Genomic DNA, 24198 nt, shown 5'->3' on the forward strand with positions numbered 1-24198 from the left:
CCGCGCGAGCCCTTCACTAACCTGCCGCCCTCGTTTTCCACCCCAACGGCCTGGCGTCGCACGACGCCTGCAACGGGCCGTTCCCGCGACAGGGCCCGCTCATGAAAAAAGTACTGCTACTCAATGGCGCCAAGCAATTCGCCCACTCCGACGGCCGCTACAACACCACCTTGCACGAGACTGCACTGGCGGTGCTGGATCGCGGCGGCCTGGACGTCAAGGTCACCCACATCGACCAGGGCTACGACGCCCAGGAAGAAGTGGCGAAGTACCTCTGGGCCGACGTGATCGTCTACCAGATGCCAGCCTGGTGGATGGGCGAGCCCTGGATCGTCAAGAAGTACATTGACGAGGTCTTCACCCAGGGCCATGGCAGCCTGTATGCCAACGATGGCCGGACCCGTTCCGACGCTTCGCAGAAGTACGGCAGTGGCGGCCTGGTCCAGGGCAAGCAGTACATGCTCTCGCTGACCTGGAATGCACCGCAGCAGGCCTTCGACGACCCGAGCGATTTCTTCGAAGGCAAAGGGGTGGACGCGGTCTATTTCCCGTTCCACAAGGCCAACCAGTTCCTGGGCATGAGCCCCCTGCCGACCTTCCTCTGTGTCGATGTGATGAAGTGCCCGGCTGTTGAAAACGATGTCCGGCGCTACGAGCAGCATCTGCGCCAGGTGTTCGGTCTCGAGGCTCAAAGCCGCTAATATCGATAGGCCGTTCCTGTAGCCGCCGTGCGTCGCAGCCTGCGCAGGGGCTACAGCTACCAATCGATAGAGGGTTCTACGTGAAAGCCAGATCCGACGAGTTGCAGATCTTCGTCTGTGTCATCGAGTGCGGTTCGATCTCCGCCGCTGCCGAGCAGGTCGGGCAGACGCCATCGGCGGTCAGCCGCACCCTGTCGCGCCTGGAATCAAAGCTCGATACCACGCTGATCAACCGCACGACCCGGCGCATGGACCTGACCGAAGAGGGCAAGTATTTCTTCGAGCAGGCCAAGCTGATCCTCGATCAGATGGACCAACTCGAAGAGCGCCTGTCCTCCCGCCAGCAGACCCCCTCCGGGCGCCTGCGGATCAACGCCGCCTCGCCGTTCATGCTGCACGCCATCGTCCCCTACATCGCCGAGTTTCGTGGCCTGTACCCCGATATCCAGCTCGAGCTCAACAGCAACGACCTGATCATCGACCTCCTGGAGCAGAGCACCGATATCGCGATCCGCATCGGCACCCTGGCCGACTCGACCCTGCATGCCCGCTCCCTGGGTTGCAGCCCCTTGCGCATCCTGGCCAGCCCGGCCTACCTGGAGCGCCACGGCACCCCGCGCAGCGTCGCCGAGCTCAGCGAACACACGCTGTTGGGCTTCACCCAGACCGAAAGCCTCAACCATTGGCCGCTGCGCCATCCCCATGGCGACCGCTGGCAGATCCAGCCAGGCATCAGTGCCTCCAGCGGCGAGACCCTGCGCCATCTGGTACTGGAGGGGCAGGGCATTGCCTGCCTGTCGCACTTCATGACCATCGATGATATTCGCGCCGGGCGTCTGATACCGATCCTCAGCGAGTTCAACAGCGGTTATCGCCAGCCGATCAACGCCGTGTACTACCGCAACTCGCAGTTGGCCCTGCGTATCCAGTGCTTCCTGGATTTCATCCAGGGCAAGCTGGCCGACTACGCTGACCCGGGCTTCGAGGGCTGAGGTCCTGCTTCCCTGGCTGGGGATTCGTGATCCCTGCGCAAGAGTGATTTGGTCCAGCCCGGCTGTTTCGTCGAAGCAGGCGCGCCGATACTGGCGCCATCACTTATCCACCCAGGGAGTCTCTCCATGAACGTATTCGTTACCGGTGCCGCGGGTTTCATCGGCGGTTCCATCGCCACCGGCCTGGTCAAGGCCGGGCATCAGGTCACTGGCCTGGTGCGCAGTGCCGAGCAAGCCGCCGAGCTGACGGCCCTGGGCATCAAGCCCGTGGTAGGCAGCCTGGACGACAGCGCCCTGCTGAGCGAACAGGCCCGGGCCGCCGATGCGGTGATTAACGCTGCCAGCAGCGACCATCGTGGTGCGGTGGAAGTGTTGCTGGCCGCGCTCAAGGGCTCGAACAAGCCATTCCTGCACACCAGCGGTTCGAGCATCGTCGGCGACGCTTCCGGCGGCAAGGCCAGCGATACCGTCTACTACGAAGACCAGTTGCCGGAGCCCACCGTGGACAAGGCCGCCCGGGTGGCCATCGATAACCTGATCCTGGCGGCGGCCAAGGACGGGGTGAACTCGGCGGTGCTGTGCAACACCCTGATCTACGGCCACAGCCTGGGCGTCAAGCGTGACAGCGTGCAGCTGCCGCGCCTGCTCAAGCAAGCGCGCAAGAGCGGTGTGGTGCGTCATGTCGGGCCGGGGCAGAACATCTGGTCCAACGTGCATATCGAGGACGTGGTGGCGCTCTACGCCCTGGCCCTGACCGGCAACACCCCGGGCAGCTTCTACTTCGTCGAGAGCGGCGAGGCATCCTTCATCGACATGACCCGCGCCATGGCCCGCGCCCTGCACCTTGGCGAACCCGAGGACTGGCCGCTGCCTGCCGCCGAGGCCGAGTGGGGCTACGAGATGGCCAACTACGGCCTGGGCTCCAACAGCCGGGTACGCGGCAAGAAGGCCCGCGAGCTGCTGGGCTGGGCGCCGCAGCGGACGTCGGTGCTGGAGTGGATCGAGCACGAGATGGTCTGAGGAGCGGCTGCTCCACTGATCCATCTGCGACAAACGGCTGCCTGCGGGCGGCCGTTTTGCTGTGGGCGTTTGCCCACCGCGCGACAAAGCGCCTAAGGTTCGTCTGGTCTGAAAACAACGATAAGGACGGACTCCATGGGTATCTTGCCGTGCACGACCCTCACCCTGGGCCTGGCGCTCGCTGCCAGCGTTCCAGTCTTCGCCGCGCCCCTTGAGGGCGGCGCGGTGGCCGCACCCAACCAGTACGGCGCCGATGTCGCGGCGCAGATCCTCAAGAAGGGCGGCAACGCGGTGGACGCTGCGGTGGCCACGGCCTTCACCCTGGCCGTGACCTATCCCGAAGCCGGCAATATCGGCGGTGGCGGCTTCATGACGCTGTTCATCGACGGCAAGCCGTATTTCCTCGACTACCGGGAAACCGCGCCCAAGGCCGCGACCCGCGACATGTACCTGAATGACAAGGGTGAGGTGATCGAGAACCTCAGCCTGGTGGGCGCCCGCGCCGCCGGGGTGCCGGGCACCGTGATGGGTCTGTGGGAGGCCCACCAGAAGTTCGGCAAGCTGCCCTGGAGCGAACTCGTCACCCCGGCAGTGGCCTACGCCAGGAACGGCTTCAAGGTGGCGGACAAGCAGTACCAGTACCGCGAGGATGCCTTGAAGCTGTTCAACGGCAGCACCAACTTCGGTGATTATTTTGGCAGCATGCAACCCGGCCAGACCTTCCGTCAGCCGGAGTTGGCGGCGACCCTGGAACGCATCGCCGACCAGGGCGCCAAGGAGTTCTACAGCGGCAAGACCGCCGACTTGCTGGTGGCCCAGATGCAGGCCGACAAAGGCCTGATCACCAAGCAGGACCTGCAGGACTACAAGGTCAAGTGGCGCCAGCCGCTGCAGGTGAGTTTCCGTGGCAACGTGCTGTACACCGCGCCGCCGCCCAGTTCCGGCGGGGTCGCCCTGGCCCAGCTGATCGGCATCAAGGAAGAGCGCGCCGCCGACTTCAAGGGCGTCGAGCTCAATTCGGCCAAGTACATCCACCTGCTGGCGGAAATCGAGAAGCGAGTATTCGCCGACCGTGCCGACTACCTGGGCGATCCGGCGTTTTCCGAGGTGCCGGTCAAGCCATTGACCGACCCGGCCTACCTCAAGCAGCGTGCGGCCCAGGTCAACCCCGACGCCATCTCGCCCACCGACAAGGTGCGCCCGGGGCTGGAACGGCACCAGACCACCCATTTCTCCATCGTCGATGCCCAGGGCAATGCGGTGAGCAATACCTACACCCTGAACTGGGACTACGGCAGCGGCGTGGTGGTCAAGGGCGCGGGGTTCCTGCTCAACGACGAGATGGACGACTTCAGCGCCAAGCCCGGCGTGGCCAATGCCTTCGGCGTGGTGGGCGGCGATGCCAATGCCATCGCCCCGGGCAAGCGCATGCTGTCGTCCATGAGCCCGAGCCTGGTGACCCGCGACGGCAAGGTCACCCTGGTCCTGGGCACTCCGGGCGGGTCGCGGATCTTCACCTCGATCTTCCAGGTGCTGAACAACCTCTACGACTTCCACCTGCCCCTGGAGAAAGCCGTGGCCGCGCAACGGGTGCATCACCAACTGCTGCCCAAGGACACGATCTACTACGACGCCTATGCGCCGCTCACCGGCCAGGTCGCCGATGAACTCAAGGCCATGGGCTACACCCTCGAGGACCAGGGCTGGGAGATGGGCGACATCCAGGCCATCCGGGTCAATGGCCCCCAGCTTGAAACCGCTTCCGACCCGCGCGGGCGTGGCGTAGGCAAAGTGGTCAAGTAACCGCTGCGCCCTTGCCTGGACCGGTACGCCGGTTCCGGCAAGGGCTTGGTTGCGCGCCGACGGCCGGCTGGTCGGCGGCGTTTCGATTCCGTACCATTCCCGCCTGTTTTCCCCCGCCATTCCCCGGGCCCTGCGCGGCCCAACTATCAGGTCAATCATGAAAGCAAAACGTCTGCGTGCCGATGTCCTGGCCGGACTCACCACCTCCTTCGCCCTGCTGCCCGAATGCATCGCCTTCGCCCTGGTCGCTCACCTCAACCCGTTGATGGGCCTGTACGGCGCCTTCTTCATCTGCACCCTGACCGCGCTGTTCGGCGGCCGTCCGGGCATGGTCTCCGGCGCGGCCGGCTCCATGGCGGTGGTGATCGTCGCCCTGGTGGTGCAGCACGGGGTGCAGTACCTGCTGGCCACGGTGCTGCTGGGCGGGCTGGTGATGATCGCCTTCGGCCTGTTGCGCCTGGGCAAGCTGGTGCGCATGGTGCCGCACCCTGTGATGCTGGGCTTCGTCAACGGCCTGGCGATCGTCATCGCCCTGGCCCAGCTGGAGCATTTCAAGAGTGGCGAGCACTGGCTCAGCGGCCAGCCGCTGTACCTGATGGCCGGCCTGGTGGCGCTGACCATGGCCATCGTCTACCTGCTGCCACGCCTGACCCGGGCGGTGCCGCCGGCGCTGGTGGCGATCCTCGGCGTGGGCTTTCTGGTGTACGTGCTGGGACTGCCGACCCGCACCCTGGGGGACATGGCCCACATCGCCGGCGGCTTGCCGGCGCTGGCGCTGCCGGACGTGCCCTGGACCCTGGAAACCCTGGGCATCATCGCGCCCTATGCCTTCCTGATGGCCATGGTCGGCCTGCTGGAAACCCTGCTGACCCTGAACCTCACCGACGAGATCACCGAGACCCGCGGCTACACCAACCGCGAGTGCGTGGCCCTGGGCGCGGCGAACATGGTCTCCGGCGTCTTCGGCGGTATGGGCGGCTGTGCGATGATCGGCCAGACCGTGATCAACCTCAGTTCCGGTGGCCGTGGGCGCTTGTCCGGGGTCGTGGCCGGAGTGCTGATCCTGCTGTTCGTACTGTTCCTGTCGCCGCTGATCGAGCGCATTCCCCTGGCGGCGCTGGTGGGCGTGATGTTCGTGGTGTCGCAGCAGACCTTCGCCTGGGCCTCCTTGCGGGTGGTCAACAAGGTGCCGCTCAACGACGTGCTGGTGATCCTCGCGGTGACGGTGATCACCGTGTTCACCGACCTGGCCACCGCGGTCATGTGCGGCATCGTCATCGCCGCCCTCAACTTCGCCTGGCAGCAGGCCCGCGAGCTGTACGCCGACAGCCACCTGGAAGCCGACGGCAGCAAGCTCTACCACCTGCACGGCACCTTGTTCTTCGCTTCCACCACGCCGTTCCTCAACCAGTTCGACCCGGCCAACGACCCATCGCGGGTGACCATCGACTGCCGGCACCTGAGCTTCGTCGACTATTCGGCCATCGCCGCGCTCATGACCCTGCGCGAGCGCTATGCCAAGGCCGGCAAGCAGTTGCGGGTGCTGCACCTGTCCGAGCGCTGCAAGAAGCTGCTCAAGCGCGCCCGGGTCCAGCACGACTGACGGCCTGCGGGCGAGCCGTCGCGCTCGCCCGTCCGCCCGGCACGGGCATGAAAATACCCGGTGCCGATTTTCATCATCGGGGCTTTTGCATAGTCCTGCACGACAAAGCCTGCCTCTTTACGAAAATCAGTTTCATATGGTTTGAAATTCACTGCCTAAAGTGATTAAAAACTTTCATAACCATTCGAAACGACGCTGTTTTCAAGGAGGTATCCGTGGCTCCTGTATCGGCTTACGGACTGCTGGGTTACGCCGCAGTCGCCATCATCGCGTTGATCGTCCTGATCGCTCGCTACCGGCTCAATCCCTTTATCGTCATTACCCTAGTCTCGGTGGGCCTGGCGCTGGTGGCCGGCATGCCGGCCTCCGGGGTGGTGGCGGCCTATGAGGCCGGGGTCGGCAAGACCCTGGGGCATATCGCCCTGGTGGTAGCCCTGGGCACCATGCTCGGCAAGCTGATGGCCGAATCCGGCGGGGCCGAGCAGGTGGCGCGTACCCTGGTGGCCCGCTTCGGCGAGCGCAACGCCCACTGGGCCATGGTCTGCATCGCCTTCCTGGTGGGGCTGCCGCTGTTCTTCGAGGTGGGTTTCGTGTTGCTGGTGCCCATCGCCTTCACCGTGGCGCGGCGGGTCGGGGTATCGCTGCTGATGGTTGGCCTGCCGATGGTCGCCGGGCTGTCGGTGGTGCATGCCCTGGTGCCGCCGCACCCGGGGGCGATGCTGGCGGTGCAGGCCTACCAGGCGCCGGTGGGGCAGACCTTGCTGTACGCGATCCTGATCGGCGTGCCCACGGCGATCATCGCCGGTCCGGTGTATGCGCGACTGATCGTGCCGCACATCCAGTTGCCGGCGCACAACCCGCTGGAGCAGCAGTTCATCAACCGTGAACCGCGCGTGCGGCTGCCAAGCTTTCGCCTGACCCTGGGCACCATCCTGCTGCCAGTGGTGCTGATGCTGCTGGGCGGTTGGGCCAACCTGATCGCCGCCCCGGGTACCGGGCTCAACCAGTTCTTGTTGTTCATCGGCAACTCGGTGATCGCCCTGCTGATCGCCACCCTGGTGAGCTTCTGGACCCTGGGCCTGGCCCAGGGCCTGAACCGCGAGTCGATCCTCAGGTTCACCAACGAATGCCTGGCGCCGACTGCCGGCATCACCCTCCTGGTGGGGGCCGGTGGCGGCTTGAACCGGATCCTCATCGACTCCGGGGTGACCGAGCAGGTGACCGGCCTGGCCCATCAGTTCCAGTTGTCGCCGTTGTGGATGGGCTGGCTGTTCGCGGTGCTGATGCGGGTCGCCACCGGTTCGGCCACCGTGGCCCTGACCACCGCCTCGGGGGTGGTGGCGCCGGTGGCGGTCGGCCTGGGTTATCCCCATCCGGAACTGCTGGTGATCGCCACCGGCGCCGGCTCGGTGATCCTCTCCCACGTCAACGACGGCGGCTTCTGGCTGGTCAAGGAATACTTCAATATGAGCGTCATCCAGACCTTCAAGACCTGGACCGTGCTGGAGACCCTGATCTCGCTGATCGCCTTCGGCCTGACCCTGGTTCTCGCGGAGTTTCTCTAGATGGACATCCTTTACCAGATCCGCTCGCGCCTGGACGATCTCAGTACCGGGGAGGCGCGGATCGCCCGGCTGATGCTCGATGACGTGGGTTTCGCCGCCTCCGCCAGCCTCGAGGAGCTGGCCCGGCGGGCCGAGGTCAGCGCCGCGACCCTGTCGCGTTTCGCCCGCAGCGTCGGCTGTCGGGACTTGCGCCAGCTGCGCCTGCAACTGGCCCAGGCCAGCGGCGTGGGCAGCCGCTTCCTCGATCCGGGGGCGAGCACCGAGTCGTCCGGTTTCTACCGGCAGATCGTCGGCGATATCGAGTCGACGCTGCACCACCACCTGGCGGGTTTCGAGGGGGCGCAATTCGCCGATGCGGTGCGCCTGCTGGGCCGCGCGCGGATGATCCACGCCTTCGGCACCGGTGGCTGTTCAACCCTGTGCAGCGCCGAGTTGCAGGTGCGCCTGGTGCGCCTGGGCTACTGCATCGCCGCCTGCCATGACCCGGTGATGATGCGGGTGACCGCCGCCTCCCTGGGGCCCCAACACGCAGTGATCGCCTGTTCCCTCAGCGGCCTCACCCCGGAACTGCTGGACGCGGTGACCCTGGCCCGCAGCTACGGCGCCGCCGTGCTCGCCATTACCTTGCCCGACTCGCCCCTGGCCGGGCTGGCGGACGTGCTGTTGCCACTGCACAGCGCCGAGACCTCGTTCATCTACAAACCCACCGCCGCCCGCTACGGCATGCTGCTGGCCATCGACGTGTTGGCCACGGAGCTGGCCCTGGCCATGCCCGACGACAATCAAGAGCGCCTGCGCAGGATCAAGCTGGCCCTGGACCATTACCGTGGCGGCGCCGACAGCCTGCCCCTGGGAGACTGACATGCGCTACGACACCCTGATCCGCAATGCCCTGGTCATCGACGGCAGCGACCGTCCCGGCTATCGCGCCGACCTGGCCATCCTCGACGGGCGCATCCAGCGCATCGGCGAGCTGGCCGGTGCGCTCGCCGAGGTCGAGATCGATGCCGCCGGCCGCGTGCTGGCCCCGGGCTTCATCGACGTGCACACCCATGACGACACGGTGGTGATCCGCCAGCCGCAGATGCTGCCCAAGCTCAGCCAGGGGGTGACCACGGTGGTGGTGGGTAACTGCGGCATCAGTGCCGCGCCGGTGACCCTCAAGGGCGATCCGCCGGACCCGATGAACCTGCTGGGGCAGCGCGAGATGTTCGTCTACCCGCGTTTCGCCGACTACCGCGCGGCGGTGGATGCGGCCCGCCCGGCGGTGAATGTCGCGGCCCTGGTGGGGCATACCGCCCTGCGCAGCAACCATCTGGCGGACCTGTACCGCACGGCCACCGCTAGCGAAATCGCGGCCATGCGCGAGCAATTGCGCGACAGCCTGGAGCAGGGCGCCCTGGGCCTGTCCACCGGGCTGGCCTACGCCAGCGCCTTCTGCGCGAAAACCGATGAGGTGCGGCAATTGGCCGAGGAGTTGACGGCCTTCGGCGCGCTGTATGCCACGCATCTGCGCAGCGAGTTCGAGCCGGTGCTGGAGGCCATGGACGAAGCCTTCCTGATCGGCCGTTCGGCGCGGGCACCGGTGATCATCTCCCACCTCAAGTGCGCCGGCGCCGGCAACTGGGGGCGCAGCCCGCAACTGCTGGCGGCCCTGGAGCAGGCGGCGCAGGAGCATCCGGTAGGCTGCGACTGCTATCCCTATGCCGCCAGTTCCTCGACCCTGGACCTCAAGCAGGTCACCGATGCCTATCGCATCACCATCACCTGGTCCACGCCGCATCCCGAGCAGGGCGGACGCGACCTGGCGCAGATCGCCGCCGACTGGGGCCTGGATCTGCAGGCCGCCGCCAAGCGCCTGCAACCGGCGGGAGCGGTGTACTACGGCATGGACGAAAGCGACGTGCGGCGCATCCTCGCCCACCCGCTGACGATGGTCGGCTCCGATGGCCTGCCGGAAGACCCGTTCCCCCATCCCCGGTTATGGGGCGCCTTTCCCCGGGTGCTGGGCCACTTCAGTCGCGACCTGGGGTTATTCCCGCTGCACACTGCGGTGTACAAGATGACCGGCCTGTCGGCGGCGCGCTTCGGCCTGCGCCAGCGCGGCGAGATCCGCGAAGGCTATTGGGCCGACCTGGTGCTGTTCGATCCCCAGCGGGTCCGGGACGTGGCCGACTTCCAGGAACCACGGCGCCCGGCCCAGGGGATCGACGGGGTCTGGGTCAATGGCGTGAGCAGTTATGCCGCCGGCCAGGCCAGCGAGCAGCGCCATGGGCGCTTCCTGCCCCGGGAGGGCGATTTGCGCCAAGGGTTCGGGATGCCAGGCTGATTTGTTGATCGCCGTCACAATGGTGGCGTATTGACATTAAAGAAAGCCCGCGTGGCGCCGAAGTGCTGGCAATCGGGGTCGCTCTCAGCGACCTGTTTCCAGTCAGGGAGTCACGCAATGAGCTTTGGCAAAACCACCCCCGTCCTGCGGATCTTCGATGAAGCCAAGGCCCGGGAGTTTTACCTGGACTTCCTGGGCTTCAGCCTCGATTGGCAGTATCGCTTCGAGACCGATCTGCCGCTGTACATGCAGGTCTCCCGGGGCGAGTGCGTGCTGCACCTGAGTGAGTACCATGGCGACTGCACCCCTGGCGCGGCACTGCGTATCGAAACCGATGAACTGGAAGCCTTCCAGCAAGGGTTGCTGGCCAAGCAGTATCCATTCTCCCACCCGCAGATCCAGGCCATGCCCTGGGGAAGCCAGGACATGACCATCAGCGATCCTTTCGGTAACCGGTTGGTATTCACCAATACCATCAGTGCCTGATGCGGGTCAGGCCTGTGTGGTGGGGAGGGCGGCCTGGCGAAACTGGCCCGGGGTCAGGCCGGTGCGGGTCTTGAAGCTGCGGTGGAACGAACGGGGTTCGGTGAAGCCCAGGCGATCGGCGATGTCGTGGATCGACAGCTCGCTGTGCCGTAGATAGTGCTCGGCCAACTCTTGGCGCAGGTCATCGAGAATCTGCTGGTAGGACGTTCCGTCCTTGAGCAATTGGCGCTGCAAGGTGCTTACCGATACCGACAGTTGCTCGGCCACTTGTTCCTTGCGCGGCAGGCCATCCTTGAGCAACTGGCGCAGGACGCCCTGCACCTGCAGCGCCACCGGTGCATCGGCCAACGAGGCCATCATCGCCTGGGCATGGTCTTCCAGGGTCTTGAGCAGGCGCGCATCGGCCTGGCGCAAGGGCAGTTGCAGGTAGTACAGCGGCGCCACCAGGGCCGAGCAGGGCTGCTGGAACAGCACCGGGCAGCCCAATAGCGCTTCGTATTGCTCGACCTGGGCTGGCTCCGGCAGCGGGTGCTCGAACCACACGGCGCGAGGCGACAACTGCGAATCGGCGATCCAGCGGGCATACAGCAACCAGGAGGCGAGCACGTTTTCCACCAGGTGCCGGCGGATGTCCGGGCGCTGGTGGCGGCAGCTCCAGACCAGGCGTACCTCGTCGCCTGCCACCTCGGCGCGGCTGGTACCCATGTCCCCCACCAGTTTTTCGAACGGCATGATGCGCGCCATGGCTTCGCCCAGGGTCGCGCAGTTCATGGTGATGTAGCCCAGTACGTTCCAGGAGTTGGGTTTGACGAAACGTGCTGAATTGAGCCCGAACAAAGGGTCGCCCGAGTGCAGGCAGAAGTAGTCCAGCAGGCGTTCGTGGACCTCCACCGGCAGGCGCAGGCTGGTGTCGTTCAGTTGCTCGGCTTGCAAGCCGGCGGCTGCCAGCGCCGGTTCCGTGGCGATGCCCAGTTGCTCGGCATAGAGCAGGTACTTGAGCAGGGGCGGGACCGAGGTAAAACCGAGGCTGGGCATGATTGGGTTCCTGGCAACGAATCCTTCGGACAGCAGGATGCAGACCGGGAAAGGTAAGGGCAAACCGCGCGCGCTGTAAATGCCTGCTCACCCCGCCTCTTGTAGCCGCTGCCGCAGGCTGCGGCTACAGAAGTCGAGCATCCAGGCGTGGCGCACCTTGCGTGCGCCGGGTATCTGGCGTCCTGCACATGACCGCCAGCCTTGTTCAAAGGCGGCGGCCATGGGGCACAAGTCAGACGCGGAAGTGGCTGACCATCATTTGCAGTTGGCCGCCCAGGCGGGCCAACTCGACGCTGGAGGCAGCGGTTTCCTCGCTGGCGGCGGCGGTCTGTTCCGACACGTCGCGCACGTTGATGATGCTGCGGCTGATTTCCTCGGCCACGGCGCTCTGTTCTTCGGCCGCGGCGGCGATCTGCTGGTTCATCGACTGGATGTTGGACACCGTGCGGGTGATGTTTTCCAGGGAGGCACCGGCCTTGCGGGTCAGCTCGACGCTGCTGTCGGTCAGCACGCGGCTGTTTTGCATCACGGTCGCCACTTGCTGGGTGCCGTTCTGCAGGCCGGCCACCAGTTCCTCGATTTCCTCGGTGGACTTCTGGGTGCGCTGGGCCAGGGCCCGGACCTCGTCGGCGACCACGGCGAAACCGCGGCCGGCTTCACCGGCGCGGGCGGCTTCGATGGCGGCGTTCAGGGCCAGCAGGTTGGTCTGCTCGGCCACGGCCTTGATCACGTCCATGACGCTGCCGATCTTGTCGCTTTCCTGTTGCAGCACGGTCATGGCGTCAGTGGAACGCACCACTTCGCTGGCCAGGCGTTCGATCTGCTCGATGGCCTGGGCCACGACCTTGTCGCCTTCGCGAGCTTCGCCGTCGGCAGCCGAAGCCGCTTGGGAAGCCTCTTCAGCGTTGCGCGCGACTTCCTGCACGGTGGCGGTCATCTCGTGCATGGCGGTGGCTACCTGGTCGGTCTCGACTTTCTGGCTGTTGACCCCGGCGCTGGTTTCCTCGGTCACGGCCGACAATTCTTCGGCGGCGCTGGCGATCTGGGTCACGCCGTCGCGGATGCCACCGATCAGCTCGCGCAGGGTCACGCCCATGCGGGCGATGCCTTGTTGCAGCACGCCCAGCTCGTCGCGCCGAGTGATGTGCATATCCTGGGTCAGGTCGCCGGAGGCAATGCGCTCGACAGCGGTCAGGGTTTCGCGCAGTGGGCGGGTGATCTGGCGGGTGATGATCACCGCGGCCAATACGCCCACCAGCAGCGCCAGCAGGGTGCTGGTCAATTGCAGGCTGCGGGCCTGGGTGCTTTCGATGTCGCGGCGATCCAGTTGGATCTGATACAGGGCATCGCTGCGCTCGACGATATCGGCGCCCTGGTCGGTCATTTCCTTGCGTGCCTGCACGGCGTCGGAGAACGCGGCCTTGAAGGTCTGCAGCGAGCTGCGGTAGCCGGTCAGGGCGCTGGTCAGGCGTTGCAGGACATCGCCCTGGGTACGGCTGAAGTGTTTGTTCAACTGCTCCAGCTCGGCAATCGCGGCATTGAGCTGCGTGACCGCCTTCTGCTCGGTTTCCGGATTGCTGGTGGTGACATAGCCACGTACTTCATAACGTGCCAGCTGGAAGGCTTCCTTGGCCTCGGTGATGGCCTGGAACTGCTCGAAGCGCTCGTCGCTCAGGGGCATCTGCTTGACCCGGTCGTTGATCCCGTTGATCAGGTCGTTGGCGTCGTCGGCATTCTGGTTCATGGCCTGGCGCGCGGCGTTGCCGGTGCGGTAGGCGTTGCGCATCTTGTTCAGCGAGTCCTGGTAGGCGGCGATGGTCGCGCCCAGGCCTTGCAGGAGCTTGATGTTTTCCGGGCTCTGGAACGAGGCCAGGAGCTTTTTCTGCTGGGCGCTGAAATCGTCCAGGGTGTTCTGCACGCCCTGGGCGGCAGTTTCGTCGCCGTTGGCCAGCATGTACTGCAGGCGGGTGACCCGCAGCTTGGTCAGGCCGATGTTCAGCTGGGTGATGTCGCTCATCCAGTTGCTGCGGTCGATAAGACCGCCCAGGCTGGTCCAGCCGGTCAGTGCAAGAACGGTGGTCAGGGCCAGGACCAGGCCGAAGCCCAGGCCCAGCTTAAGGTTGACGCTGATGTTGGCAAACCAACTATTCATTGAATTCCTCCAGGAACGTAGCGCTTCTTGATCTCAGTTGGCCGGAAGATTGTTGTTCTTGGTGACCAGCAGGGTGTTTTGTAGGGGATGTATCGGCGGGATGTGCCATAGCTGAAACGATTTCGTCGGTATTGCGCCAAGACAATGTTTCAGGTTTTGACGGCTATTTTGCGGGATGAACCGCCGGTCCGTTGAGCTTTTTTTCACATTCATTTCACCGCGCCCCCACGGAGCCCGCCCTAGAGTCTTTGCGTCGCTGCCCAAGGCAGGCGGCAGCGCTCAACTGTCATCAGGTTTTTGTAGCCTTGGCACGAGCTGCTCAACGCAATGAATCACTTTGGAAAGGGCGGCTGGACTGTGACAACAAGACAGATGTTCGTGGTGGCCAAGCGTCCCTTCCTGCGGGGGGCCGTGGCCCGTTACAAAAAGCCCCTGATGCTGTTGCTGGGAGCTCTCCTGGTGCTTTTATCGAGCCTGTATCTGTTCAGGCCGGCCCAGGTGCCTGACCTGACCCGCGACAACGCGGCCGGGGTCAAGGCGTTGGCCAGCGGTTGGGCCAAGGGCGACATGATCGTCCTGGTACGCCATGTGGAACGCTGCGACCGTTCCAATGCCCCATGCCTGGGGCCGGCCGACGGCATCACCGACCGCGCCCGTGAAGTAGCGGTTGCCCTAGGCGCCAGGTTCGAACAACTGGGCCTGGAACATACCGATATCTACAACAGCCCGCTGACCCGTACGGCGCAGACCGCTGGCTTCATGTTCAGCAAGGTCAGCAGCGGTGACAACTGGTTGTTCAACTGCCGGGGCAGCATGCTGCGCGATGCGCTGGCGCATAAGGTTGCCGGGCGCAACCTGGTGCTGGTAACCCACAGCGAATGCATGACGCAAATGGACAAGGACCTGAACCTGTCGACTCCGACCTTGGGCTACGGCGCGGCCATGTTCGTTTCCACCGACACCCTCAACGGCACCCCGAAGATGCTCGGGTTGATCGAGGCCAGCGACTGGCGCTCGGTGAACCTCAAGCCCTGAAATCGTCGATCTGCAGTGGCCCTGGCCTGATTCCTGGTGGGCTTATGGACAGGACGTGCTCTGACTCCCCCGAGCACGTCCTGGATGCTGGCGTTCGATTAACGGGAAGGATTGGCATCCAGGCGGCGGATATTGCCGATTTGCCTGAGGCTCAGACCGTACTTGTCCGCCAGCACGCTGCGGGAAATGCCCCCCATGCTTTCCAGCTGGATGTGCTGGTTGCGGATCTGCCGGCAGAAGTGGTCAGCCTTGGGAATCTCCAGCGCCAGCCCGGCGAAGCGTTCGATCAGGGCACCGAGGGCATCGGCGGGCAGGATCAGCGCCAGCGTGGTGCGTTCGGCATGCTTGGGAATGTACTTGGGACGCCCGCCATACTCGCAGGTCAGGCGGTAGGCGTTTTCCAGGCCGATGCACTCGATAAGGGCCTGGAGCGAGTGGGGGAGTTGGCTTACATCGATGAGGCTGAGGTCTTTCACGTCCATTTGGTACCTCCTTGGAATTATGGGTAAGGCCGGTTCGATCCTAAGGAGGTGGCTCATCTTTTGTTCAGTGGGAAATCTCCCCCTTATTTATTACACAAGGTGTTGTGGCGCTGGTGTGCCGGTGCCCGTGCGATGGGGCCGCTGCGTTGATCCGGTGGCATGTACCAGGTCGGTGATCGTTGGCCTGTCGGGGAGAGATGATGGGGGCAATAAAGGCTCAAAGGATTGGCACAGCGCAATGGTCATCTGCCTTGGTCGCGAGTAAAGTGCCGGCGCCCGGGAAATGAGTTCCCGGCGTTTTTCCATGGAGTTGCGTTGTGAAGCACATCAGCAAAGTCGTTGCCTCGGCCTGCCTGGGCCTGGTTCTCGCAGGTTGCACCGGTACCCCGATGAAAACCCAGCAACTGGACAGCAGCCAGTACACCGTCATCGGTCACAGTGAGGCGAGCGCTACCGGCATCATGTTGTTCGGCCTGATCCCGATCCAGCAGAACAATCGTTTCGTCCGTGCCCAGACCGCAGCGATCCAGGCCAAGGGCGGCGACGCACTGATCAATACCCAGATCCAGGAAAACTGGTTCTGGGCCTGGGTCCTGAGCGGCTACACCACCAAGGTTTCCGGTGATGTGGTCAAGCTGAAGACTCCTTGAGCGAACCCTGTTCGCCAATGAAAACGGCACCTGTACCAGGTGCCGTTTTTTTTCGTCTCAGTGGGCCGGTGCCAGGGTGACGAAGTAATAGGGCTGGCGCCCAACCATCATGGTCTTCTGCACCTGCAAGGGCGGCTTGGGAGGCTCGGCGCCACCCAACACGGCCATATGTCCAGGTGAATCACGCAGGAATGCGATGAGCTGTTCCTCTGTCTGCAGGTCCTTGAGCAGGCTCCGGGTATAGAACACGCTGGCTCCGGCAATACGCTCGTTGGCCTGGTACAGCGCCATTTGATGACCACTGGCCTGCAACGCCATGATCTGGTCCGTAACCGGCACGAACGACAGTTCGCGGTCGGCTCTTGGCGCGGCCCATTGGGCGTTGACCAGATAGGCACCGATCACCAGAGCCATGACCGTGGTGACCAGGCCTTTGCGTCTTTGCCCCAATGCGCTCCAGAAACCTGTACTGGCCGACCGCTGTGCCAGGCGCTGGTACAGCACGGCACCATATTCGGCTGCCAGCACTGCCGCCGCCGGAGTCAGTGACATCAGATACACCGTGCGTTTACTCGACGCCAGGCACAGGAGGGTGAATTGCGCCAGCAACCAGATGACCATGAACAGCAGGTAGCGATTGTTCGCCAGGCTTTTGCGGAAATGCCACAGGCCCAGGTAGACCAGGATGTTCCAGGGCAGGAACGCCTGGGGCAGCTTGGCCAGGTAGTAATAGAAGGGCTCATAGTGCCCGGCCTCCACGAAGGAGCCGTCAAAGCGCCCAACGCTGTTGGTCCATAACACTTCCCCCAGGGCCTGCATGCCACCGCGCTGGTACAGCACGGCGAGCCATATGGCCAGGGGCACCAGCCCCAGCAGCGTCAGCAGCGCAGGACGCAGCCAGTGACCCAGGGCCAGGCGCTTGTCGATCAGGCTGTCGGCCAGCAGGTAGGTGAAGATCACCACCCCAGGCATCGCCAGGCCGAGTATGCCCTTGCTCAGGGTGGCGATAGCGATCCCGCCGGCAAAGGCCAGCCAGGCCAGCAGGGCCGGATGTCCAGAGGCCTGGCGGCGATGAGCCTGGAAGAACGCCAGCAGGGCCAGGGTCACTCCCAGGCTCAGCAGGGCATCCTCTCCCACACCCCGCACGTTGCTCCAGTAACTGGCCATGGTCGCCAGCATCAAGCCGGCGATGAGCGCCAACCCGGCGGGCCGTCCGAAACGCCGCAACATGGCATACAGCAGCATCACGCTGAACAGCCCGGCAAAGGCCGAGGCCAGGCGTACCGCCAGCGGCGTGCCGCCAAAGGCGCGAATGGCACTGGCGTCGAGCCACAGGCTCAGGGGCGGCTTCTCCAAAAATGGTGTGCCGAACAGGCGCGGCGTGACCCAGTCGTCATCCAGATGCATCTGCATGGCGATCCCGGCAACCCGGGCTTCGGTGGAGCCTTGTAGCTGGTGATTGCCCAGGGCAAAGAAAAACAGCAGGCAGGCGAGTAGGAACAACAGCGGGGCAGGTCGTGACATGGGTTATGGGCCACCAGATCCGGAGCGCAGGCAAATGCTGCGGGCAAGCCCCGGAGTATACGGAGGCAAGTCTTAACGAATTGTGAATAAGTAGGAGGTTTTGCCGCCGGTATTCCATGGGCCAGGGACGTTGGCCTAGTCGAGCGCCTGCTGTTCGTAGGCGGCGACCGCTTCGGGAAACAGTTGCTGGTAGAGCGGGTAGGCGATGCCCAGGACGCTGACTTCGATGGCGTCCTCGCCGCATTCCTGGCGCAGGTCCAGGATGCTGACCGCCATGGCCGGCAAGGGTTGGCCCAGGTGATAGGCCACCAGGTGCAGGTCGCTCTGGTCTGTGCCATTGCGTGCCCGCACCTGTTCCTGGACCGAGGCATAGGCCGGGGTAACGAAAAACTGGCCGCAAGCGACGCCCATTGGCGGATCGCTGGACTCCAGTGCGGTCCAGCCCAACAGGGTCGAATCCTGGAAAATGGCGAACCTGGGTGGCTGGGACAAGTGGGAGGACATGCAGGCTCCAGTGTTCAGGCGCTCGCGGCCTGTTGCAGACGGGCGATGCGTCCCTGGCCCCAGGCAGACAGTGCCTCGACCACCGGCTGCAGCGATCGCCCTTCTTCGCTCAGGCGATATTCCACCCGCGGCGGGACTTCGGCGTACACCGTGCGCAGCACCAGGCCGGCGGCCTCCAGGTCACGCAGCTGTTTGGTCAGCAGGCGCTGGGAAATCCCGGGCAGGCGACGTTGCAGCTCGTTGAAGCGCAGGTAGTCATTGTTGAGCAGTTGGTGCAGGACCACGCCTTTCCAGCGTCCATCGATCAGGTCCAGGGTGACCTCGACCGGGCATCCGGGAATGTCCTGGTAGTGTTTGTTCTTCATCGTCTGACGACCCTTTTGCGTAGCTGGTACGCAAAAGTACCGTACTTGTGCGGGTGGGGCATGAAGGATTTAAGTGTGCGCTTTGAGTCTTCGGGAAAGCCTTGCAATGCACGTCATCCATTATCTTTCAGGGTCGGATCTGACCGATCCCCAGGCCCTTTTCGAGCAGCAACGACCAGTACCGTCGCTCGACCCCCATGACTTGCTGGTGGAGGTGCGCGCGGTATCGGTCAACCCGCTGGATACCAAGGTCCGGGCGGGACTGGTGGCGGTGCCCGATAGCGTGCAGGTCCTGGGTTGGGATGCCAGCGGGGTGGTGCGTGCAGTGGGCAGTGCGGTGACCCTGTTCGCACCGGGCGACACGGTGTTCTATGCCGGGACTTTCACTCGCGATGGCGCCAATGCCCAGTTGCATCGGGTCGACGAGCGCCTGGTGGGACACAAGCCCAAGAGCCTGTCCTTCGCCCAGGCGGCGGCGATGCCACTGACTTCGCTGACGGCCTGGCAGTTGTTGTTCGAGCGCTTGGCCCGGGTGCCCGGCGATCTGGCCAGCCAGGGGACCTTGCTGATCCTCGGCGGGGCTGGTGGCGTGGGCTCGGTGTTGATCCAGCTGGCGCGCAAGTTGACCGGCATGACGGTGATCGCCACCGCTTCGCGGCCCTCCAGCCGCCAGTGGTGCCTGGAGTTGGGAGCCCAGCATGTGCTGGATCATTCCCGCCCGCTGGTGCCGCAGCTGGCGCAGTTGCAACTGCCGGGCGTGACCCATGTCGCTGCCCTGGCCCACACCGCAGAGCACTTCGCCGAACTGGTGGAGATCATCGAGCCCCATGGGCATATCGCGCTGATCGACGATCACCAGTCCTTCGATGCCGTACCGCTCAAGAGCAAGAGCGTGTCCTTGCATTGGGAGATGGTCTTCACCCGGGCGCTGTTCCAGACCCCGGACATGCACGAGCAACATCGCATCCTGGAGCGCGTGGCGCAGCTGCTGGACCAGGGTGTTATCCGCTGCACCCTGCGCGAGGTCTTGAGCCCTTTTACCGTGGACAACCTGCTCTTGGCCCATGGGCAGGTGGAGCAGGGTGGCCAGCCCGGCAAGGTGGTGGTGGCCCATGATCCCGATGCCGGTCTCGGTCACTGACCGGTCAGCGCAGGTGGCGCCCGGTACGCCACCAGAACACTGCCCCGAGGAAAGCCCCTGAACCGGCGAACAGCGGCAGCATCGGCAGGTAGCTTTGCAGGCTGGTGGCTGGGGCTTCATCGTCGGGGGCGTCGGTGAAAAAGTCGGGCGAAAACAGGCTCGCCACCACGGGCATCGTCGGCAAGGAACCCAGCACTCCGCAGAACAGGTAGATCAGCACATGGCGCCAGGCGAAGCGCTGGGCCAGCCAGAAGAACAGCGCGCAAGGAAAGGCGGCCAGGATGCTGACCAGCACGATGATCAGCAGCATTGCCTGCACGGCGATGGAAAAGATATCCGCGAGGGTCTGCCACAGCGGCTCGCTACTGCTGGCCAGGATCAATATCGCTACCAGCAGGACGACCGTCAGGGCCAGCACCGCAATGCCGATGAAGTAAGTGGCAAACCATTCCAGGGGGTGCACGCTGCGAATGGCCGGGAAGTTCTGGGGCATGGGAAGAGTCCCTTTCCGGGAGTTGATGACCGGGCCAGGTTATCGATGGCGACCGCTGCGCTGGGTGGAGTTTGTGTGTGTTTTGTGTGGGAGCGTTTGCCGGTGGATGACAGCTGTCGCTGAAATACTCTATACAGGTGACGGCTCGCGGCCCCAGTCGCGGGCCTTGTGGTTTCGCCCAGCCAAGGAGATGGAGATGATCAAGTTCCTCAACGTAACCGAGTTGCCCCGCACCCCTGTGCATTGCCATGCCGGCTCCGTCAACGGAGCGATCAATGCCTGGGAGCTGAAAAATCGGGCTCTCAATACGAAGGGGTTTGTTTCATGTCCAAAGAATTACTCGGAGTTTCTGCTGTAGGGCTGATGGTGCTGGGCGAGTTCTGCGCCATCTACAGTGAAGTGGTGGTGGCGCGGCTGGCCCATGCCGGCAACACGGGGAGCTGCGGGCTGCTGGTGCCGGTGCTGATCATGTGCCTGGGCGGGCTTTGCCTGCTGGCGGCCTACTGGCTGGGGTACATGGCGGTGGGGGATATCTGGATCGTCACCGTGGTCTCGGTGACTTCGCTGCTGCTCCTGGAGCCGCTGGTGATCTGGGCGCTGTTCCAGCAGATGCCCGGGCGCGGTGCGCTGATCGGCTTCTGCCTGGGCGCGCTGGGAATGTTGTCCGCGGTGTTCCTGTAATCCGGGGGACGCTCGTTTCGGCCTGGCGGGCAATCTGCCGGGCCGTTGTCCCTCAGTCCCTTGCCTGGGCGAAATAGCGGCTGGGCGCCTGTCCCAATACCTTGCGAAACACGCCACTGAAGGCGCTTGGACTGCTGTAGCCCAGGTCCGTGGCCACCCGGGTCACGGGCTGGCCATTGCCCAGGCGGACCACCGCCGCCAGCAGGCAGGCCTGCTGGCGCCATTGGACGAAGCTGACCCCTGTCTGCTGGCGAAACAGGCGGGTGAACGTGCGTCGGCTCATGCCGGCCCGCCGGGCCATCTCATCGATCGTCCATTCCAGTGATGGCTGTTCCAGCAAGGCACGACAGGCCTTCATCAGGCGCGGTTCGGCGGGCAGTGGTGCGTTGAGCGGCAGGGCGACCATGGCGCCAATCTCATGCAGGAGCAGGTTCATCAACTGACCCTGTATGCCCTGGGGGGCGTAGCGGGGAGGAATGTCCACGGCACGGATCAGCAACTGGCGCAGCAGTTCGGACACCTCCAGCACCTGGCACTGGCCAGGCAGGCCCAGTCGGTTGGCTGCACGGACCCGTACATAGGTGTTGAGCATCAGCACCGGCCCGCTCATCTGCATGGCATGGGGGACATCGGCCGGCACCCAGATCGCCCGTTGCGGTGGTACGACCCAGTTGCCCTGTTCGGTGAACACGCTGATCACTCCCGAGGCGGCGTAGGCGAACTGCCCGCGTCGATGACGATGCTCGCCAAAGTGTTGGCCGTCCTGGTAGTGCGTGGCGGTCACCACGGCATCTCGAGGCGTGTTTTCGTAGGGGTCGATATCGGTCGGGTGCATGGCCCGAATTTAATTGAATCTGACCTGATACTACAAGCGGGCCATGGCCGCACACGTTGATAGTTCGCTCCCGGTCGGGGAATGACCTGCGACTGTCTTTACCGGAGTGTGCGATATGCAGAACAAACACCTGTTCCTGGCCTTGCTGGTGACAGCTCTATGGGGGCTCAACTTTCCCGTCACCAAGCTCGGTTTGGCCAATATCGATCCGTTGTTGCTCACCGCGCTGCGCTTCACCCTGGCAGCGCTGCCCTGGGTGTTCCTGATTCCGCGTCCGCAGGTGGCCTGGGGCTGGCTGGTGGCCTATGGCTTGATTTTCGGCGTGGCCATGTGGGCTCTGATCAACCTGGGCATCGAGCAGGGCGTCGCTCCAGGAACCGCTTCGCTGTTGATCCAGTTCAGTGCCTTTTTCTCCCTGGGCTGGGGCGTCCTGCTGTTTGGCGAACGCCTGCGCCTGTCACAGGTGCTGGCCACCGGCTTGGCGGCCTGGGGCTTGCTGCGGATCGTCGGCGCCAGTCCCGGGCAGGCCACCACCTTGGGTTATGCCTTGCTGTTGGTCAGTGCATTCAGCTGGAGCCTGGGCAACGTCATCATCAAGCGCTGCGGGGTTCGGGAAGTGTTCGCCTTCGTGGTCTGGGCCAGCCTGTTCGCCCCGTTGCCCTTGCTGGTGCTGACCTGGCTGAGCCACGGCAATGCTCCTTTCGTGCAGTTGGTCGGAGAAATTTCCTGGACTTCGATCTTTTCGCTGCTGTTCCAGGTCTATGTCGCGACGCATTTCTGTTACTGGGGCTGGAACCTGCTATTGCGCGAGTACCCGGTGTCCCGAGTGGCTCCCTTGTCGTTGCTGATTCCGCTGTTCGGTACCGCAGGCTCGATAGTGTTGCTGGGGCAACAGGTGACGCTCGACGACGGGCTGTCCATGCTCCTGGTGCTGCTGGCGTTGTTGGTGGGCCAGGTGCGCTGGCGGTTTGGGGGTGTGTGGCGATAAGTGGGCGAGGAGGTTTTTTCAAGCCTCGTTCAGGCATCGTTCAGTGATCGCTCCTGCAACATTGCCAGCCTTCCGCCGGGTCTTTGGAACGGCACTTTCTGGTAGAGCGAAGATGCTTCGAGAAAATCGTTTCGTGGCCCAGGCCTGGGCTGTGTACCTGGTGGCCCTGGTGCTGTTTACCTGGGGCATCTGGGACGAGCAACCCCAGGGGTTCGATGGCCGCTGGGCGCTGTTCCTGCAGGAAATGTTCCGTCATGGCGCCAGCCTGTTTCCCACCACCTATGGCCAGCCCTACCCGGATTACCCCGGCACTGCGACGTTTTTCAGCTATCTGTTTGCCCAGGCTTTCGGGGCGCCCAATCACCTGGCCAATGTGCTGCCCACGGCCTTGGCGTCGGCCGGGGTCCTGGCGTTGTTGTACCGCCTGCTGGCGCCAATGGGGCGAACCTGGGCCTTGCTGGCGGTTTTGCTCACGGCCCTGACCAGCCAGTTGCTGGACAAGTCACGTTCGGTTTGCCTGGACCAGATGGTGTCGCTGTTGTGCCTGGGCAGCTTCTATTTGTTGCACAGCGGTGAGCAGCTTGGCTCGCGGCTGCGCCAGTGGGCCGTACTGCCGCTGATGGTGCTGGCCTTCGCCATTCGTGGCCCCCTGGGGGTGGTGGAGGTCTGTGGCGTGGCCTGTTTCTATTGGCTGCTGGGCGATGTTCGAACGCCTCAAGCGCGCAAGGCGATGTTCATGCGCGTCGTGGGTTACGGCATGGCGGGGTTGGTGCTGCTGGCCGGTTGCTGGTGGTTGTTGATGAAGCTCGCCTACATCAGTGGCGGCGACGGTTTTGTCCAGCAGGTCTATGACATGCAGGTGAGGGGGCGCCTGGATGAGAGCGGTGAGCCGTTCTACTTCTACTTCCAGCTATCGCTGTACCGCTACTTCCCGGTAGTGCCATTGGCCCTGGCCACGCTCTGGGTTCTACGGCGCCAGTGGGCACGACGCCATGTCGATGCGCAGCTGCAACTGGTCCTGCGTCTTGGGGCCTGTGGCCTGATGATCCTGTTCGGGCTTTCCGTACCGAACTTCAAGCGCGCCTATTACATCCTGCCCATGGTGCCGATGTTCGCTGCCGTGGCGGCCTACGGCCTGCTCAATGCCAAGGGGTGGATGGCCAGGTTGGGCAAGGGCTATCAATGGCTGGTGGCCCTGTTGCCGGGGTTGTGCATCGTGGTGCTGTTCATCCTGCGCCACAGCTGGGGCAAACACGGCTACTGGCCACCGGTGTCGATGCCGCTGTTGATCGTGATCTTCGCCTTGCTGCAAGCGCTGGTGTTGTACCACTGGCGGCGCACCGCAGCGGACCTGGGCAGGCGCCTGGTGCTGCTCAGCGGCCTGGCGCTGGCGGCGCAATGGCTATTGCTGGTGACGGTGGTGGACCCGGCCAAGGATTTGCAGTTCGATACCCAGGGCTTCGTCTCCCAGGTCGAGCGCTTGCGTGCACAGCAGCCAGGTGCGCTGGTGTTCTTCAAGCTCGGCCAGGACACCTGGGCGGTGCGCTACATGATGAACCTGGACTATGACGAGCGGCCGTTGTTTGTCAGTGGCGACGCGCCGGAACAGCTGGATGAGCTGCCGCATGGCGCTTGGGTGATCGTGGCGCGCAAGGAGCGAGGACTGCTCCAGGGGACTTCGCTGGAGCACCTGCAACCGGTGTACGAGGGGCGCCTGAACGATAATCCCTGCCTGGTGTTCAAGCTGCCCTAGCGGCTTGGCAGCCATCGCTGCAGAACGTATTTTGGACCTTTGGCCAGGAGCAGGCAGGGAG

Annotated in this window: 23 protein-coding genes and 1 pseudogene; 15 read left to right on the forward strand and 9 right to left on the reverse strand. The window is 64.1% G+C overall.

All coding sequences use genetic code 11. The annotated features are described in order from the left end of the window. Positions 1-101: 101 nt before the first annotated feature. From mdaB to C4K39_RS03790, 9 genes are all read left to right on the forward strand, one after another. Positions 102-701, forward strand: a complete 600-nt coding sequence (gene mdaB / locus C4K39_RS03750) for an NADPH:quinone oxidoreductase MdaB (protein ID WP_068577426.1) — start codon at positions 102-104, stop codon at positions 699-701. Positions 702-781: 80 nt separating this feature from the next. Then, entirely contained in the window at positions 782-1693 is a 912-nt protein-coding gene (locus C4K39_RS03755; RefSeq protein ID WP_068577428.1) for a LysR family transcriptional regulator, read from the forward strand. Between the two features lie 126 nt (positions 1694-1819). After that, positions 1820-2713 (forward strand): NAD-dependent epimerase/dehydratase family protein, encoded by an 894-nt coding sequence (locus C4K39_RS03760; RefSeq protein WP_124345690.1) that lies wholly within the window; start codon positions 1820-1822, stop codon positions 2711-2713. A 135-nt stretch (positions 2714-2848) separates the two neighbouring features. Further along, a complete protein-coding gene (gene ggt, locus C4K39_RS03765; protein WP_124345691.1) occupies positions 2849-4516 on the forward strand; it encodes a gamma-glutamyltransferase in 1668 nt (555 codons plus the stop codon). Positions 4517-4673: 157 nt separating this feature from the next. After that, positions 4674-6119, forward strand: coding sequence for a SulP family inorganic anion transporter (locus tag C4K39_RS03770; protein WP_124345692.1), 1446 nt, complete (start codon positions 4674-4676; stop codon positions 6117-6119). A gap of 215 nt (positions 6120-6334) precedes the next feature. Then, positions 6335-7684, forward strand: coding sequence for a GntT/GntP/DsdX family permease (locus C4K39_RS03775; RefSeq protein ID WP_053136819.1), 1350 nt, complete (start codon positions 6335-6337; stop codon positions 7682-7684). Beyond that, positions 7685-8545 (forward strand): MurR/RpiR family transcriptional regulator, encoded by an 861-nt coding sequence (locus tag C4K39_RS03780; RefSeq protein ID WP_068577434.1) that lies wholly within the window; start codon positions 7685-7687, stop codon positions 8543-8545. Position 8546: 1 nt separating this feature from the next. Next, positions 8547-10013, forward strand: a complete 1467-nt coding sequence (locus C4K39_RS03785; protein ID WP_124345693.1) for an N-acyl-D-amino-acid deacylase family protein — start codon at positions 8547-8549, stop codon at positions 10011-10013. A gap of 117 nt (positions 10014-10130) precedes the next feature. Continuing rightward, positions 10131-10499 carry a glyoxalase superfamily protein gene (locus tag C4K39_RS03790; protein ID WP_124345694.1) on the forward strand — a complete coding sequence of 123 codons (369 nt, stop codon included), beginning with the start codon at positions 10131-10133 and terminating at the stop codon, positions 10497-10499. Positions 10500-10505: 6 nt separating this feature from the next. On the opposite strand, the gene gliR is transcribed toward C4K39_RS03790, so the two are convergent. The 3 genes and pseudogenes from gliR to C4K39_RS32140 form a co-directional block, all read right to left on the reverse strand. After that, positions 10506-11534 carry an AraC family transcriptional regulator GliR gene (gene gliR / locus C4K39_RS03795; protein WP_124345695.1) on the reverse strand — a complete coding sequence of 343 codons (1029 nt, stop codon included), beginning with the start codon at positions 11532-11534 and terminating at the stop codon, positions 10506-10508. 232 nt (positions 11535-11766) lie between these two features. After that, entirely contained in the window at positions 11767-12684 is a 918-nt protein-coding gene (locus C4K39_RS32135) for a methyl-accepting chemotaxis protein (protein ID WP_416220673.1), read from the reverse strand. Beyond that, positions 12673-13551: pseudogene (locus tag C4K39_RS32140) on the reverse strand (methyl-accepting chemotaxis protein); the annotation flags it as partial. The gene C4K39_RS32135 and the pseudogene C4K39_RS32140, both read right to left, overlap by 12 nt. Before the next feature lie 507 nt (positions 13552-14058). Here C4K39_RS32140 and pmrG point away from each other — a divergent pair. Then, on the forward strand, positions 14059-14721 hold the full coding sequence (gene pmrG / locus C4K39_RS03805; RefSeq protein WP_225926578.1) for a lipopolysaccharide core heptose(II)-phosphate phosphatase PmrG: 663 nt from the start codon (positions 14059-14061) through the stop codon (positions 14719-14721). Positions 14722-14819: 98 nt separating this feature from the next. On the opposite strand, the gene C4K39_RS03810 is transcribed toward pmrG, so the two are convergent. Then, positions 14820-15203 (reverse strand): transcriptional regulator, encoded by a 384-nt coding sequence (locus C4K39_RS03810; RefSeq protein ID WP_068577444.1) that lies wholly within the window; start codon positions 15201-15203, stop codon positions 14820-14822. Between the two features lie 317 nt (positions 15204-15520). Between C4K39_RS03810 and C4K39_RS03815 the strand changes: the two genes are divergently transcribed. Continuing rightward, positions 15521-15853 (forward strand): hypothetical protein, encoded by a 333-nt coding sequence (locus C4K39_RS03815; RefSeq protein ID WP_068577446.1) that lies wholly within the window; start codon positions 15521-15523, stop codon positions 15851-15853. 57 nt (positions 15854-15910) lie between these two features. On the opposite strand, the gene C4K39_RS03820 is transcribed toward C4K39_RS03815, so the two are convergent. The 3 genes from C4K39_RS03820 to C4K39_RS03830 form a co-directional block, all read right to left on the reverse strand. Continuing rightward, a complete protein-coding gene (locus C4K39_RS03820) occupies positions 15911-17377 on the reverse strand; it encodes an ArnT family glycosyltransferase (RefSeq protein WP_068577449.1) in 1467 nt (488 codons plus the stop codon). A gap of 135 nt (positions 17378-17512) precedes the next feature. Next, positions 17513-17881 carry a hypothetical protein gene (locus C4K39_RS03825; protein WP_178083949.1) on the reverse strand — a complete coding sequence of 123 codons (369 nt, stop codon included), beginning with the start codon at positions 17879-17881 and terminating at the stop codon, positions 17513-17515. A gap of 14 nt (positions 17882-17895) precedes the next feature. Continuing rightward, on the reverse strand, positions 17896-18246 hold the full coding sequence (locus C4K39_RS03830; protein WP_068577450.1) for a winged helix-turn-helix transcriptional regulator: 351 nt from the start codon (positions 18244-18246) through the stop codon (positions 17896-17898). Between the two features lie 106 nt (positions 18247-18352). On the opposite strand from C4K39_RS03830, the gene C4K39_RS03835 reads away from it, so the two are divergent. Then, on the forward strand, positions 18353-19387 hold the full coding sequence (locus tag C4K39_RS03835; protein ID WP_124345698.1) for a zinc-binding alcohol dehydrogenase family protein: 1035 nt from the start codon (positions 18353-18355) through the stop codon (positions 19385-19387). A gap of 4 nt (positions 19388-19391) precedes the next feature. Here the strand turns inward: C4K39_RS03835 and C4K39_RS03840 are convergent, their stop codons facing one another. Continuing rightward, positions 19392-19880 (reverse strand): hypothetical protein, encoded by a 489-nt coding sequence (locus tag C4K39_RS03840; protein WP_225926556.1) that lies wholly within the window; start codon positions 19878-19880, stop codon positions 19392-19394. Positions 19881-20243: 363 nt separating this feature from the next. On the opposite strand from C4K39_RS03840, the gene C4K39_RS03845 reads away from it, so the two are divergent. Beyond that, the gene (locus C4K39_RS03845; RefSeq protein WP_124348314.1) at positions 20244-20561 is read left to right on the forward strand and encodes a hypothetical protein; all 318 of its coding nucleotides are present in this window, start codon (positions 20244-20246) and stop codon (positions 20559-20561) included. 52 nt (positions 20562-20613) lie between these two features. Here the strand turns inward: C4K39_RS03845 and C4K39_RS03850 are convergent, their stop codons facing one another. Beyond that, entirely contained in the window at positions 20614-21396 is a 783-nt protein-coding gene (locus C4K39_RS03850; protein WP_124345699.1) for an AraC family transcriptional regulator, read from the reverse strand. A 115-nt stretch (positions 21397-21511) separates the two neighbouring features. Here C4K39_RS03850 and C4K39_RS03855 point away from each other — a divergent pair, with 115 nt between their 5' ends. Further along, complete coding sequence (locus C4K39_RS03855; protein WP_068577461.1) at positions 21512-22384, forward strand: EamA family transporter; 873 nt, start codon at positions 21512-21514, stop codon at positions 22382-22384. Positions 22385-22496: 112 nt separating this feature from the next. After that, positions 22497-24137, forward strand: a complete 1641-nt coding sequence (locus C4K39_RS03860) for an ArnT family glycosyltransferase (RefSeq protein WP_124345700.1) — start codon at positions 22497-22499, stop codon at positions 24135-24137. Positions 24138-24198: the final 61 nt, after the last annotated feature.

This window comes from Pseudomonas sessilinigenes (genome assembly GCF_003850565.1).
Lineage (GTDB): Bacteria > Pseudomonadota > Gammaproteobacteria > Pseudomonadales > Pseudomonadaceae > Aquipseudomonas > Aquipseudomonas sessilinigenes.